Raw genomic sequence first — 14,358 nt, forward strand, 5'->3', positions numbered from 1 at the left:
GGATTTATCAATGTCAGGTGCACGCCTATAGTCACAGGCAAACCCTTTTGCAGGCCACCGCCATGAACCGCTTGCCTTCGCTGTACCTGTCCCACGGCGCGCCGACGCTGCCGATCGACCCGACGCTGCCGTCCGGTGCGTTCACGCACCTCGGCGCCGAATTGCCGCGCCCGCGCGCGGTGCTGATGCTGTCCGCGCACTGGGGCACGCAACAGCCGGTCGCGAGCGTCGCCGCACACCCGGAAACGATCCACGACTTCTACGGTTTTCCGCGCGCGCTGTACGAGATCCGCTATCCGGCGCCGGGCGCCCCTGACGTCGCCGAGCGCGCGGCTGCGCTGCTGAACGCGGCCGGCATCGCGACCGCGACGACCGAGCACGGGCTCGACCACGGCGCGTGGGTGCCGATGCTGCTGATGTTCCCGGAGGCCGACGTGCCGGTCGCGCAGTTGTCGATCCAGCCGCGCGCGGATGCGGCCCATCACTTCGCACTCGGCCGCGCGCTGCGGCCGCTGCGCGACGAAGGCGTGATGGTGATCGGCTCGGGCCAGATCACGCACAACCTGCGCGCAGCCGATTTCGGCGCGGCGCCCGAGGATGCGGACCCGCGCGTGGCGGAATTCACCGACTGGTTCGAGGCGAAGCTCGCCGCGCGCGACGTCGACGCGCTGCTCGACTACCGCCGGCAGGCACCGCATGCGGCGCTGATGCATCCGACCGACGAACATCTGCTGCCGGTGTTCACGGCGCTCGGCGCGGCGGACGACGACTACCAGCTCGGCATCCAGTCGCTCGGCACCTACCAGCGCGTGCTCGCGATGACGAACTACGTGTTCGCGAGCGCGGCCGCCTGAATTCCGCGAGACAACCTGCGACAACAAACAAAAAACCCGCCCGGGCATTGCCCGGGCGGGTTTTTTTCACTGCTTCCCGCCGCCGCCGAATCCGGCGGCAGGTCACGCGTCAGACACCGACCCCTTCGAGGATCTCGTCGTGCGTCTCGCGCTCGTCGAGATACTGGGTCCGGTAGCCGGTACTCACGCCCCAGAAGTAGAACACGAGCGAAATCGCAGCGACGATCAGCATGTCCCAGCCGTACGGCAGATAGCCGTGACCGCCGAATTCCTTGCTGCCGATCAGCGACAGCACGGCCATCGTCGGCAGGTACGCGACCAGCCACCATGCGGCCTTCAGGTCGGCACCCCAGCCGGTCCAGCCCGACTTCGCCTGGAAGTAGAAATACACCGGCAGTGCGACGATCATCAGCAGGATGATTTCGCCCGTCAGCGGCCACTTCGCCCAGTACAGGATCAGCGACGCGCAGACGAACGCGAACGGTGCGATCAGCTTCATCAGCGGAATCGACAGCGGGCGCTCGATGTCGGTCGCCGCGCGGCGCAGCGCCATCAGGCTGATCGGGCCGGTCAGGTACGAGATCACCGTCGCAACCGAGATCACTGCCGCGAGCGAGCTCCAGCCGCGGAAGAAGAACAGGAAGATGAACGAGACCAGCAGGTTGAACCACATCGCCTGGCGCGGCACGCCGTAGAGCGGGTGCACGTTGCCGAACATCTTCGGCATCGTGTTGTTGCGCTCCATCGCGTAGATCATCCGGGTGGTCGTCGCCATGTAGGTCGTGCCGGTGCCGCTCGGGCTGATGAACGCGTCGACGTACAGCAGGATCGCGAGCCAGTTCAGGTTCAGCGCGATCGCGAGTTCCGCGAACGGCGACGAGAAGTTGAAGTGCGACCAGCCCTGCGCGACGTCGGCCGGATTCACCGAGCCGATATAGGCCACCTGCAGCAGCACGTAGATCACGAGCGCGATCAGGATCGACGAGATCACCGCGAACGGCACGCTGCGCGACGGATTGCGCGCTTCGCCCGCGAGGTTCACGGGGCTCTGGAAGCCGTTGAACGCGAACACGATGCCGCTCGTCGCGACCGCGGTCAGCACCGCCGACCAGCCGTACGGCGCAAAGCTTGCATTGGATGCAGTGCCGAGGTTCTCCGAATGGAAGCTCGTCAGCATCAGGCCGAGGATCGTGAGGCCGGGGATCAGGAACTTGAAGATCGTGATTGCGGTGTTCGCACGCGCGAAGGCCTTCACACCCCAGTAGTTCAGCATGAAGTAGATGACGACCAGCACGGCCGACAGCAGCAGCCCGGGTGTCGTCAACTCGCCGTTCACGAACAGGCTGTGCGCCCACGGATACGGCCACGTGCTCATGTACTGGATCGACGCTTCGGCCTCGATCGGGATCACGGAGACGATCGCGATCCAGTTGGCCCATGCGCTGATGAAGCCCACCAGCGAACCGTGCGAATAGCGCGCATAGCGCACCATGCCGCCCGACTCGGGGAACATCGCGCCCAGTTCGGCGTAAGTCAGTGCAATCGCGAGAATCACGACCGCGCCGATGATCCATGCGCAGATCGCCGCCGGACCGGCAATCTTCGCGGCCTTCCAGGCGCCGAACAGCCAGCCCGAGCCGATAATCGAACCCAGCCCCGTCAGCATCAATGCAAACGGGCCGATGTTCCGTTGAATAGAACTCTTCACATCCTCTCCTGTGTCTCAAAAAGCATGGTCGGCCCGCAGTCCGGGATCGGCTCGGACTGCACCGCGCACGCATTCTTGGGGGGACGAGTCATCCGATCGGGGCAACCCGTCCGCGCGGCGCGTAGTTTAACGGTTGCACCTCGAACGTGGCGCCAAAATCGTTCGGCCCCTACAAAAAATTCGCATCGTCTGCAAGCTTTGTAAACCTGATATACGCAATAACCCTGAGAGCATGGAAATACGGTTGACCACACGATCGATTAGCCGTATAAAGGACTTCGCAGGATTTCAAGCGGCGAGTGAATTGGTTCTTTCGTAGTTCGCCCATCAACGGTACTCCGGTTGGTCCTATTACCCCTTCCTTGATTTTCCGCACCCCATGGGCTTCGGCCCCGTTTTATCTTTTTAGGAACAAGTAACATGGCAACCGGTACCGTCAAGTGGTTCAATGACGCAAAGGGCTTCGGCTTCATCACCCCGGAAGGCGGCGGCGACGATCTGTTCGCGCACTTCTCGGAAATCCGCACCGAAGGCTTCAAGACGCTGCAAGAAAACCAGAAGGTCGAGTTCGAAGTGAAGACGGGCCCGAAGGGTCTGCAAGCTGCGAACATCAAGCCGCTGTAAGTTCTGCGCGAGATTTGATGTAAAAAAGCCCCGCTTCGGCGGGGCTTTTTGTTTTTCTACGCCAATCCGGCACGGCGGAATGCGGCTGCCTGCATTCAGCCGAACAGCCGCTGCGCGTGAATGCCGAGCCCCGTCGCGACACTCGCGAGGCGGTCGCCGAATACCGGCTGCGCATCCGGGAACGCGCCCGCGAGCGCGCCCGACAGGAACGCAAGCCCCGTCGAGCCGCCGGTGAAATACAGTGCGCCGACGTCGCGCGGCGCAACGCCCGCGAGCCGCACCGTCTCGCGCGCGGCGTCGACGATGCGCGCGGTGTCGTCACGGCTCGCATCGACGAGACGATCGGAATCGAACGCGATCAGCAGGTCTTCTTCCACGTCGTTCAGGTCGATCATCGTCTCCCCGCCCGCCGCGACGCCGATCTTCGCCTCTTCCGCGCGCGCCATCAGCGCATGCCCGAGCCGCTGCTCGACCACGCTCGTGAGCCGGTCGTATTGCCGCGCATCCTGGTACAGGTGCTTCATCAGCTTCAGCTCGCCGAGCCGCTTCGGCGTGTAGACCGTATTGATCAGGTGCCAGGTCGCGAGATCGAAGTAGATCTTGTTCGGCAGTTCGCGCCCTTCCGGGTCGAGCGAACGGTAGCCGAACGCAGGCAGGATCGCCGCCAGCTCGACACGCCGGTCATAGTCGGTGCCCGCGACGTGCACGCCGTGGTGAGCCAGCACGTCGTCCTTGCGCTCGAGCCGCACCATCCGCTCGGGCCCGACGCGCACCAGCGAGAAGTCGGACGTGCCGCCGCCGATGTCGGCGACGAGCACGAGGCGTTCGGCCTGCTGGCGCGATTCGTAATCGAACGCGGCGGCAATCGGTTCGTACTGGAAGTGAACGTCCGCGAAGCCGACCGACCGCGCGGCCGCCTCGAGCTGATCCTGCGCGAGACGGTCGGCGCGCGGATCGTCGTCGACGAAGAACACGGGCCGGCCGAGCACCGCGCGGCCGATCGGCGCGCCCGCGCGCGCTTCGGCCTTGCGCTTCAGGTGCGTCAGGAAGCGCGCGATGATTTCGGTGTACGCGATCGCGCTGCCGTCGCCGAGATCGGTCGTCGTTTCCGCGAGCGGCGAGCCGAGGATGCTCTTCATCGAACGCATCAGCCGGCCGTCGAAACCGTCGATATAGGACGCCAGCGCCGCGCGGCCGTACTCGACCGTCTCCTCGTCGTTGTTGAAGAAGATCGCGGTGGGCAGCGTCAGGTGGTCGCCCTCGACGGGCGCGAGGCGCATGCCGTCGCCGTCGGGCAGCGCCACGGCGGAATTGGACGTGCCGAAATCGATCGCGCAGTAAGTCATGGGAAGTTGCCGCAGCAGGGCCGGCGCGAAAACGGAAAGGACGGGCTTTTTAACATGAAGCCCGCGGGATCACAACCGGGCCCGCCACCGGTGCCGCGGAACGGGCTTCGGTGACGACGGCGCGCGGCCTGGCGCGCCGGAGATGCGCGCGGACGGGATGCACGATGCAGCCGCCCGCCTGGCAGGTCAGGCTGCCGCGTCGAAGCTCTTCTTCCACGCGCTCGCATACACGACTTCGCCGATCGCATGGCGCGTGCGCGGCGCCTTCTCGCGATCGCGCAGCACGGGATCGAGCTTGTCGACGTTGCCGTAGTGGCCGAGCGAGATGATCGATACGATCGCGACGTCGGCCGGAATCGCGAATGCGTCGCGGAACGCCTTCGCGTCGAAACCGCTCATCTGGTGCGCGGCGAGGCCGAGCGCGTGCGCCTGCAGCACCAGCGACATCGCCGCGGCGCCTGCATCGTACAGCGCGGTCGGCGCCGGTTCGCCCTTAGGCGAAAGCGTATGCGCGGTCACCGCGATCAGCACGGGCGCCGGCGCATTCCAGCCCTGGTTGAACGGCACCAGCGTCGCGAATGCGCGCTTGAATGCGTCTTCGTCCTGGGTGCGCTCGAATACGATGAAGCGCCACGGCTGCGCGTTGTATGCGGACGGCGCCCAGCGCGCGGCTTCGAGCACCGCGTGCAGATCGCCGGCGCTGACGGGTTCATCCGAATACGCGCGCGGGCTCCACCGGCCCGCGATCAGATCGTGAATCGAAACAGTGGTGGGAGCAGGTTTGACGGACATGCGGTTCCTCGCTGACATCGATGAAGGGGCGCGAACGCCTGGCGAACCGCAAGCATACCCGCTTGAGCGTTTGCGCGCCCGATCCTCCCGCGCTATGCAAATCACCGTACCTGCAATGGCCGGCCGCATGCGGTGCGGCCGGCCGGGCCGCCGTGCTCAGGCTGCCTGCGCTGCCGCACGCGACGGGCCGCGGTTGATTCGCAGCACGATCAGCGCACCGACGATGCACAACCCGCCCGAGATCATCGACGCGATCGTGTAGGTGCCGAGGCTCGCGCGCAGCAGCCCCGCGCCGAGCGCCGCGAACGCCGCGCCGAGCTGGTGGCCGGCGACGATCCAGCCGAACACGACCGGCGCCGCGGCCTTGCCGAACACGTCGGTCGCGAGCCGCACGGTCGGCGGCACGGTCGCGATCCAGTCGAGCCCGTAGAACATCGCGAACAGCGGCAGCCCGAAGAAATCGATGCCGAACGCATGCGGCAGGTAGATCAGCGACAGCCCGCGCAGCCCGTAGTACCAGAACAGCAGCACGCGGTTGTCGTAACGATCGGACAGCCAGCCCGACAGCGTCGTGCCGAACAGGTCGAACACGCCCATCGCCGCGAGCAGCGACGCACCCTGCACTTCGGTCATCCCGTAGTCGCTGCACATCGCGATCAGGTGTGTGCCGACGTAGCCGTTGGTGCTCGCGCCGCAGATGAAGAAGCTGAAGAACAGCAGCCAGAAGTCGCGCGAACGGCTCGCCATCAGCAGCGTGCGGAACGCGACCGCGAGCGGGTTCTCCTTCGTCGCGTCGGGCGCGGGCGGCGCATCGGCCGGCTCGCCGTACGGGCGCAACTGCACGTCGGCCGGCCGTTCGGGCAGCAGGAACGCGACGAGCGGAATCACGATCGCGGCCGCTACCGCGACGACCAGCACGACCGGCCGCCAGCCATGGCGCTGCGCGATCGCCGCGAGCATCGGCAGGAACACGAGCTGGCCGGTGGCCGTGCTCGCGGTCAGGATGCCCATGACCAGGCCGCGCCGCGCATGGAACCAGCGCGTGACGAAGGTCGCGGACAGCGTCAGCGCGACGACGCCCGTCGAGCAGCCGACCATCAGGCCCCAGATCATCACCATCTGCCAGCTCTGCGTCATCATCGACGACAGCGCGACGCCCGCGCTCATCGTCACGAGCGCGGTGAGGATCGTCGGGCGCAGCCCGAAGCGCTGCATCGCGGCGGCCGCGAACGGCCCCGTCAGCCCGTACAGCGCGATGTTCACCGAGATCGCCAGCGAAATCGCCGCGCGGCTCCAGCCGAGTTCGCGCTCGAGCGGCACCATCAGCACGCTCGGCGTCGCGCGGGTGCCGGCTGCCGCCAGCAGGATCAGGAATACCACCGCCGCCGCGAGCCATCCGTAGTGGAAGCGCCCGCCGATTCGTGTCACCGCCCAGTTCATCGTCATCTTCTCCAGTTGGCGGCTCCGGCGCCATCGCACCTGCTCCGCCCTACCCAGCCAGGCCACCTCCGCCGCACACTGCATCGGCTGACCCGGGCCGACGCTTGGCATTTGTCTGTCGATCCGACCAGCATTGTTACCGACCGGTCACAACTGTGTTGCGATCGTAGTTACCAGTCGGTAACATGTCAAGCAATTCATCACGTAGTCGAGGGTCATCATGTCCGGCATCGAAGCCGCCAAACCGCTGGCGCGCCGCACGCGCCGGCCGATCGACGGGGCCACTGCGCACGAGCACCTGCTGCGCGCCGCCGAGGAGCTGTTTTACCGGGAAGGCGTTCGCACGGTCGGCGTCGAGGCGGTCGTCGAGCGCGCGGGCGTCAACAAGATGAGCCTGTACCGCCAGTTCTCGTCGAAGGACGAGCTGATCCTCGCGTACCTGGAGCGGATGGACGCGTGCTTCTTCGAGCGTCTCGACACGAGCGTCGCCAAGCATCCGGGCCAGCCGAAGGCGCAATTGATCCAGTATTTCGTCGATCTTGCCGAGCGCGCGACGCAGAAGGACTATCGCGGCTGTCCGTTCGTCAACGTCGCCGCGGAATTCCCGGATGCGTCGCACCCGGCGCGCGAGCGCGTCGCGCAGAACAAGGAGCAGTTGATGAAGCGGCTCGTCGCGCTGTGCGAAGACGCCGGCGCACGGCAGCCGCAGGCGCTCGCCGATGCGCTCGCGCTGGTGGTCGAAGGCATCTATGCGGCGAGCCAGACCTACCGGCACGGCGAAACGCCGATCGGTATCGCGCCCGCGCTCGTCACGCAGTTGATCGAGGCCGCATGCGCGTGACGGGCAGCGCACGCCCGAACCCGGCGTGCCCGCTACAATGCGGCCCTCTCCGCTCCACCGCCCGACTGGTTTCACGATGACCGACACCCGCCCCGAATCGCACGACGACATCCTCGCTGCCACGCGGCACTGGCTCGCGCGCGCGGTGATCGGGCTCAATCTGTGCCCGTTCGCGAAAAGCGTCTACGTGAAGGAACAAGTGCGCTACGCGATCAGCGAAGCGACGACGCTGGAAGACGCGCTCGCCGAGCTCGAAACCGAGCTGCGCGCGCTCGACGCGGCGGACCCGCAGCAGGTCGACACGACGCTCGTGATCTTCCCGCATGCGTTCGCCGATTTCGTCGACTACAACGATGCGCTGTTCTTCGCCGATCGGCTCGTGCAGCAACTGCGGCTCGACGGCGTGCTGCAGATCGCGAGCTTCCATCCGCAATACCGGTTCGAAGGCAGCGCCCCCGACGACATCGAGAACTACACGAACCGCGCGCCGTATCCGATCCTGCACCTGCTGCGCGAGGACAGCATCGCGCGCGCGGTCGACGCGTTCCCGGACGCGTCCGCGATCTACGAAAAGAATCAGGAAACGCTGCGCCGCCTCGGCCACGACGGCTGGCGCGAATGGATGCGCCGGCCGGGCGACGACGTCTGATGCGCCGCGCGCTCGCGCCGGCCGCTACGCGGTTCGGCCCGCCCGCGCGTCAGCCTTCGGCCGGCTCGACGGCCTCGCCGCCCGCTGCCGCGGCCTCCGGCACGAAGAAGCGCTCGTTCAGTTCGGCGAGCCCGAACATCCCGAGGATCTCGTTCAGCCGCTCGCCGGGCCGCCGGCGCGGCAGGTTCTTGTACTGCGCGATGATCAGCTCGTTCTTCATCGAATGCTCCCAGCCGACCAGCTCGGTCACGCTGACCTGGTAGCCATGCGCTTCGAGCTGCAGGCAGCGCAGCACGTTGGTGATCTGGCTGCCGAATTCGCGCGTATGCAGCGGATGCCGCCACACCTCGGTCAGCGCGTTCGCGAGCGACTTGCCCTTGTTCCGGCGCAGCACGCCCGCGACTTCCGCCTGGCAGCACGGCACCAGCACGATGTGCTGCGCGCGCTTCGCGAGCGCGAAGCGGATCGCGTCGTCGGTTGCCGTGTCGCACGCGTGCAGCGCGGTGACGACGTCGACCGTTTCGGGCAGCTGCGGCGACGTGATCGAATCGGCGACCGACAGGTTCAGGAACGACATGCCGCCGAACCCGAGCCGCGCGGCGAGCTCGGCCGAGCGCGTGACGAGCTCCTCGCGCGTCTCGATCCCGTACACGTGCGATGCGAACGCCGGCGTGCCGTGCCCCGGCTGCAGCTTGAAGAACAGGTCGTACAGGATGAAGCCGAGATACGACTTGCCGGCGCCGTGATCGACGAGCGTCACGCTGCCCTTGTCGGCCTGCACGCCGGCCAGCAGCGGCTCGATGAACTGGAACAGGTGATAGACCTGCTTCAGCTTGCGGCGGCTGTCCTGGTTCAGCTTCCCGTCGCGGGTGAGGATGTGCAGTTCCTTCAGCAGCTCGACGGATTGCTCCGGGCGGATTTCGTGGGTCTTGTTCGACATCGTGATGCGGCGCCGGGCCACGGTCGGTCGACCACGGCCCGGCGGCGGGAATTCGTGAGGGAGAGTGACAGTTTACCGAAAATGCGCGGTCAGGCTCGGGCGCCGAGCCGCCACAGCGACGTGACCTCGGCGCGGCGTGCCGCATGCAGCGGATCGTCGGCGTCGGTCGACTTCGGGTGCGCGGGGCGGATGTCGTCGCGGCCGAGCACGACCAGGCCCGCCTCGTCGATCCATTGCAGCAGCGTGTCGCGCGGGCGCAGGCCGAGGTGCTCGGCGAAATCGGACAGGATCAGCCAGCCCTCGCCGCCCGGCTCGAGATGCGCGGCGAGCCCGGCGAGGAAACCGCGCAGCATGCGGCTGTCGGGATCGTAGACCGCGTATTCGATCGGCGCGCTCGGCCGGGCCGGCACCCACGGCGGGTTGCAGACCACGAGCGGCGCACGGCCGGCCGGAAACAGGTCGGCCTCGACGACGTCGACGCGATCCGCATGACCGAGCCGCGCGACGTTCTCGCGCGCACAGGCGAGCGCACGCGGATCCTGGTCGGTCGCGACGACGCGCTCGACGCCTCGCGACGCGAGCACGGCCGCGAGCACGCCGGTGCCCGTGCCGACGTCGAACGCGAGCGACATCGCCGGCAGCGGCGCGCGCGCGACGAGTTCGACATATTCGCCGCGCACCGGCGAGAACACGCCGTAGTGCGGATGGATCGGCGCGCCGCCGAGCGCCGGGATCGGCACGCCCTTCTTGCGCCATTCATGCGCGCCGACGAGGCCGAGCAGTTCGCGCAGCGACACGACCGACGGCGCGCCGCCCGGCCCGTACGCCTCCTCGCACGCGGCGCGCACGTCGGGCGCGCGGCGCAGCGGGATCGTGTAATCGGCGTCGAGCGGGATCAATAGCATCCCGAGCGTGCGGGCGCGCTGCGACTGAGCGAGACGATGCAGGTTGAATGCGTCGGCGCCGGCCGCGGCCTTCGCCTTCTTCGGCTTGCGCTCGACGCGGCGCGCCATCGCCTGCACGAGCTGGCGCGCATTCTGGAAGTCGCCCTGCCAGACGAGCGCGGTGCCCTCGCACGCAAGGCGGTAGGCCGCGTCGGCAGTGAGGCGGTCGTCGGCGGGCACCGCGCGCTTCGGCGGCTGCACACCGGCTTCGGAGCGCCAGCGCACGGCATGATCAGCGCCGTCGGCGTCGGTCCAGTGGAAAACGGGGAAATCGGTCACGCGAACTCGGTTACGGTTGGCTTCAACGGGCGGCGGCATCGCGCCGCGCGGCTCACACCATACCGCGCTTTGCCCGCGCGGCAAAGCGCGGGCGGCGGCACGCACCGCCGCCCGGGACGCGCGCGTCAGGTCTCGTCGTCGAGCGCCGCGTCGGGTGCGTTCTGCTTCACCGACGCGATGCCGTTCTCGCGGCCCGCTTCGGCCTTGTACAGCTCGCTCGTGCCGATGATCTCGTGATTGCCGGCCTTCAGGTTGAACATGAACTGGCCGTTGCTCGCGGTCTTGCGCTCGTAGCGCGCGTCGTCCGGCGCGTTCTTGCGCACCGACGCGACGCCGTTCTCCGCCGACGCCTTGGTCTTGTAGAGCTCGCTGCGCAGGATGATCTCGCCGTTGCCGGCCTTCAGGTGGAACAGGAACTGACCGTCGCTCGCTTTCTTGATGACGAATTTCGCTGCCATTGGGATCCCCTCGGGTGAAAGTTCGTCCGGCCCTCCGGACCCGGCCAGTTTAAGCGCGATCCCGCCGGGAAAACGCAAGGCCGGTGCAATTCAATCGTCAGGAATCGTCAGGGCCGGCGCGCACGCGCCGCTTCGTCCGGCATGGCGCCGGCATCCGCGCGGCGCCCGGGCTATCCGCCCCATCCCGGCATCGCGGGCAGGCGCAGCGTGCCCGCGTCGTTGAAGTGCACGGTGCCGAGCACGCCGCCGGCGAGCCGGCCGCGCAGCGCATACGGCAGCTCGCCGTTCGCAGCCGCGCCGGGCAGGTTCCACGCCTGCCGCGCGGCGGCGAATGCCGACACGGAAACCGGCACGTCGAGCACGGCCTCGCCGAAACGCGGCACGGTGCCCGAGCGATCGCTGACGCCGCTCGCGAACGGCGTGCCGTTCAGGTCGAGCGCGACCGAGATGCCGTCGTACTCGATCGGCGCATCGTTCGGGTTCTGCACGCGCAGCTTCAGGCTGAAACGCATCTCGAGCCCCTGCCCGACGAGCGGGTCGAGCCCGGCGACCGACACGCGCACGGGGTCGCGCGTCAGCCCCGCACAACCGCCGAGCAGGAACACGGCGGCGAACAGCAGCAGCACGGCGCGCAGCGGCGCGATACGGAACAGGGCTCGTGGCATCGGAAGGTCTCCTCGCGGCAATCGGTGAACGGGTCGTCGATGCATTGTACCGAGCGTGCCGCGGCACGCCGGATTTCGTAGTTTTCGCAACCTCGCCAGATCGTTAATAGATTAAAACTACGAAGCCATCGGCTAAACGGAAAGCGTATTAATGACTTCCAGCATTCAATGAAGCGGGGAAAATTCAATAGATGCATCTTCTAAATTTTTCGTTTCCTTTACCTAAAACCATCAAGTATATTTACGCATCCTTCGAGCTGGCCGACAAACCTTGAAGCCGCATGACGGCGAATTTACGGAACGGCGACCCGCCTTCCTTCCGTCCTGCGGACTGGCCCGGCCAGCCCCGTAGGTCGTCGGTTCAAAGGGATTGCGCGCCCGTGCCGGGCGTGCGGCCCCGTGTCGTGCGCGCGAAATCAATTCAGTACAACACGCGCTCGTCCATTTTGAACCGGCAAGTTAACCGACATCCGGAAATCCAGAGGGGGCAGTAAACCATGATTACCTTCACGTAGTCGGCCGCCGTCTTTTTCGAATAATCCGTCATTGGCATTTTCATCGCCGTTGATTAACGGCGAGGGGATTGCTTTTGCCGGCGTTTTCGCAGCACTGAACGATTCTTTCAACAATCGAGGTTTCAGTCATGTCGATCAACATTCGCAAGATGCGTTATCTGCCGCTCGTCGCCGCACTCGCGCTCGCCGGGTGCGGCGGCGACGACGGCGGCGCGGGCTCGGCTTCCGCGCTCAGCTCCGCCGGCGCGCCGCACTCGGGCTCGTCGCCCGCCGTCACCTCGCCGCCGAGCGCATCCAACGTCGACAAGAGCGTGTCGCCTGTCGAGCTGCCGGACACCGTCGTACCCGTGAACTACCGGCTGTGGTTCCGCCCGAACGAAGCGCTGAACGCGTTCGACGGCCGCGCCGACGTCGAGATCAAGGTGCTGAAGCCGGTCAACAACATCGTGATCGCCGGCCACCGGATCAAGTTCACGAACGGCCGCATCACGCTGCAGCCGGGCAACATCCAGCTGATCGCGACGCCGCAGGACAAGGGCGACTTCTACCAGCTGCGCCCCGTGAGCGGCACGATCTCGCCGGGCAACTATTCGCTGCACATGGAGTGGTCGGGCATCATCAACTTCAAGTCGTATGACGATCCCGTCACGAAGACGGGCGGCAGCTGCGGCGACGATCCGTATCCGGGCTGCTCGGCCGCGGAAGGCATCTTCCGCGTCGACCTGAAGAGCACCGACGGCACGACGAGCGGCGCGATCCTCACCCAGGGCGAAACCAACCTGGCGCGCCAGTGGTTCCCCGGCTGGGACGAGCCGGCGTTCCGCCCGACCTATGAAGTGACGGCCGAAGTGCCGCAAAGCTGGCGCGTCGTGTCGAACGCGGCCGAGAAGCCGTCCACCAGCATCGGCGGCGGCTACAAGCTCGTGCAGTTCGAGAAGACCCCGCCGATGCCGTCGTACCTGCTGTTCTTCGGCGGCGGCCTGTTCGACACCTACGAGGACGACTTCACGAGCCCGCTGCCGGGCGGCAAGGGCGGCCTGCACCTGCGCGTGTTCACGCCGCCGGGCATGAAGGACTGGGCGAAGCCGGCGATGGACCGCACCAAGCAGGCGCTCGACTACTACTACCGCTACACCGGCATCGCGCTGCCGCTGACGAAGTTCGACACGGTCGCCGCGAACGACGCGTTCAAGGAGCAGAAGGACCTGAACTTCGGCGGGATGGAGAACTGGGGGTCGATCCTCGAGTTCGCCGACGACATCCTGCCGCAGCCGGGCCAGCCGATGTCGCGCTACGGCAACGAGGTGCTGACGCACGAAGTCGCGCACCAGTGGTTCGGCGACCTCGTCACGACCGACTGGTGGGACAACGTGTGGCTCAACGAATCGTTCGCGACGTTCTTCGAGACGAAGACGACGATCCAGTTCTTCCCCGACGAGTTCAGCTGGCTCGACCAGGTGAAGAACAAGTACCGCGTGATCAATCGTGACATCGGCCCGAACGCGTTCCCGGTCGCACCGAACTTCAACGGCTGGGCGTCGAACGATTTCGTGCTGAGCGCCAGCGCGTTCACGTACGACAAGGGCGGCCACGTGCTGAAGACGCTCGAGAACTATCTCGGCGAACAGACGCTGCGCAAGGGTCTGCAGCAGTACCTGGTCGACTACTCGTTCGGCAACGGCACGCCGAAGCGCCTGTGGGACGCGCTGTCGAAGGCGAGCGGCCAGTCGGTCGGCGCGATCGGCGACAGCTACGTGCGCCAGACCGGCGTGCCGCTGATCTCGCTCGACACGCAGTGCGACCTGACGAAGAACCAGACGATCGTCACGCTGAAGCAGCAGCCGTTCCCGAACAAGAACGCGTATCCGGGCCTGCAGTGGACGGTGCCGATCACGCTCGCGTACGGCCAGGGTCTCGCGCAACGCACGACGCTCGCGCTGAAGGACACGCAGACGCAAACGCGGATCGACGGCTGCACGGGCGTGGTCGCGGACCCGAGCGGGCTCGACTACTACGTCGTGAACTACAGCGACGCGGCCTGGAGCGGGTTGCTCACGCAGGTCAACGGCTCGTCCGATCCGGTGCTGCTGTCGAACCTGAAGAGCGAGGCCGCGCTGCTGGTCGCGAACAACCTCGCGCCGGCTTCGCGCTCGACGTCGATCGGTTCGGTCGCTTCGCCGGCCGCGATGAAGCTGCGCCAGACGCCGACCTTCGGCGGCATCGCGCCGGCGACGAAGGAACGCCCGGCCCTGCAATACCAGGGCATCTTCAAGCCGCGCAAGGTAGTGACGCAGTAACGGTGC

14 protein-coding genes are annotated in these 14,358 nt (G+C 66.7%); 5 read left to right on the top strand and 9 right to left on the bottom strand.

The window, feature by feature from the left end:
* The first annotated feature begins 62 nt into the window (after positions 1 to 62).
* Positions 63 to 854 (top strand): class III extradiol ring-cleavage dioxygenase, encoded by a 792-nt coding sequence (locus KVT39_RS27975; RefSeq protein WP_034183703.1) that lies wholly within the window; start codon positions 63 to 65, stop codon positions 852 to 854.
* Positions 855 to 963: 109 nt separating this feature from the next.
* Here the strand turns inward: KVT39_RS27975 and KVT39_RS27980 are convergent, their stop codons facing one another.
* Positions 964 to 2,562 (bottom strand): APC family permease, encoded by a 1,599-nt coding sequence (locus tag KVT39_RS27980; protein ID WP_034183702.1) that lies wholly within the window; start codon positions 2,560 to 2,562, stop codon positions 964 to 966.
* A 420-nt stretch (positions 2,563 to 2,982) separates the two neighbouring features.
* Here KVT39_RS27980 and KVT39_RS27985 point away from each other — a divergent pair, with 420 nt between their 5' ends.
* Complete coding sequence (locus KVT39_RS27985; protein WP_034183701.1) at positions 2,983 to 3,186, top strand: cold-shock protein; 204 nt, start codon at positions 2,983 to 2,985, stop codon at positions 3,184 to 3,186.
* 95 nt (positions 3,187 to 3,281) lie between these two features.
* On the opposite strand, the gene KVT39_RS27990 is transcribed toward KVT39_RS27985, so the two are convergent.
* The 3 genes from KVT39_RS27990 to KVT39_RS28000 all read right to left on the bottom strand — a co-directional run bounded on the left by KVT39_RS27990 (position 3,282) and on the right by KVT39_RS28000 (position 6,764).
* Positions 3,282 to 4,532, bottom strand: a complete 1,251-nt coding sequence (locus tag KVT39_RS27990) for an Hsp70 family protein (protein ID WP_034183700.1) — start codon at positions 4,530 to 4,532, stop codon at positions 3,282 to 3,284.
* A 186-nt stretch (positions 4,533 to 4,718) separates the two neighbouring features.
* Positions 4,719 to 5,324, bottom strand: a complete 606-nt coding sequence (locus tag KVT39_RS27995) for a nitroreductase family protein (RefSeq protein ID WP_034183699.1) — start codon at positions 5,322 to 5,324, stop codon at positions 4,719 to 4,721.
* 156 nt (positions 5,325 to 5,480) lie between these two features.
* The gene (locus KVT39_RS28000) at positions 5,481 to 6,764 is read right to left on the bottom strand and encodes an MFS transporter (protein WP_217590733.1); all 1,284 of its coding nucleotides are present in this window, start codon (positions 6,762 to 6,764) and stop codon (positions 5,481 to 5,483) included.
* Between the two features lie 220 nt (positions 6,765 to 6,984).
* Between KVT39_RS28000 and KVT39_RS28005 the strand changes: the two genes are divergently transcribed.
* Both KVT39_RS28005 and KVT39_RS28010 read left to right on the top strand, forming a co-directional pair.
* A complete protein-coding gene (locus KVT39_RS28005; RefSeq protein WP_034183698.1) occupies positions 6,985 to 7,605 on the top strand; it encodes a TetR/AcrR family transcriptional regulator in 621 nt (206 codons plus the stop codon).
* Between the two features lie 76 nt (positions 7,606 to 7,681).
* Entirely contained in the window at positions 7,682 to 8,254 is a 573-nt protein-coding gene (locus tag KVT39_RS28010; RefSeq protein WP_105392241.1) for a DUF1415 domain-containing protein, read from the top strand.
* A 49-nt stretch (positions 8,255 to 8,303) separates the two neighbouring features.
* On the opposite strand, the gene KVT39_RS28015 is transcribed toward KVT39_RS28010, so the two are convergent.
* The 5 genes from KVT39_RS28015 to KVT39_RS28035 all read right to left on the bottom strand — a co-directional run bounded on the left by KVT39_RS28015 (position 8,304) and on the right by KVT39_RS28035 (position 12,166).
* Positions 8,304 to 9,194: an SAM-dependent methyltransferase gene (locus tag KVT39_RS28015; RefSeq protein WP_217590694.1), complete on the bottom strand. Its 891-nt coding sequence runs from the start codon at positions 9,192 to 9,194 to the stop codon at positions 8,304 to 8,306.
* Positions 9,195 to 9,283: 89 nt separating this feature from the next.
* Positions 9,284 to 10,417, bottom strand: coding sequence for a class I SAM-dependent methyltransferase (locus KVT39_RS28020; protein WP_217590695.1), 1,134 nt, complete (start codon positions 10,415 to 10,417; stop codon positions 9,284 to 9,286).
* Positions 10,418 to 10,542: 125 nt separating this feature from the next.
* Positions 10,543 to 10,875: a YegP family protein gene (locus tag KVT39_RS28025; RefSeq protein ID WP_034183695.1), complete on the bottom strand. Its 333-nt coding sequence runs from the start codon at positions 10,873 to 10,875 to the stop codon at positions 10,543 to 10,545.
* Positions 10,876 to 11,045: 170 nt separating this feature from the next.
* The gene (locus tag KVT39_RS28030) at positions 11,046 to 11,540 is read right to left on the bottom strand and encodes an LEA type 2 family protein (protein ID WP_034183694.1); all 495 of its coding nucleotides are present in this window, start codon (positions 11,538 to 11,540) and stop codon (positions 11,046 to 11,048) included.
* Positions 11,541 to 11,956: 416 nt separating this feature from the next.
* Complete coding sequence (locus tag KVT39_RS28035; RefSeq protein WP_217590696.1) at positions 11,957 to 12,166, bottom strand: hypothetical protein; 210 nt, start codon at positions 12,164 to 12,166, stop codon at positions 11,957 to 11,959.
* Positions 12,167 to 12,183: 17 nt separating this feature from the next.
* Between KVT39_RS28035 and KVT39_RS28040 the strand changes: the two genes are divergently transcribed.
* The gene (locus KVT39_RS28040) at positions 12,184 to 14,352 is read left to right on the top strand and encodes a M1 family metallopeptidase (protein ID WP_217590697.1); all 2,169 of its coding nucleotides are present in this window, start codon (positions 12,184 to 12,186) and stop codon (positions 14,350 to 14,352) included.
* The last annotated feature ends 6 nt before the right edge of the window (positions 14,353 to 14,358 follow it).

It is taken from the genome of Burkholderia sp. GbtcB21 (genome assembly GCF_019091065.1).
Lineage (GTDB): Bacteria > Pseudomonadota > Gammaproteobacteria > Burkholderiales > Burkholderiaceae > Burkholderia > Burkholderia pyrrocinia_C.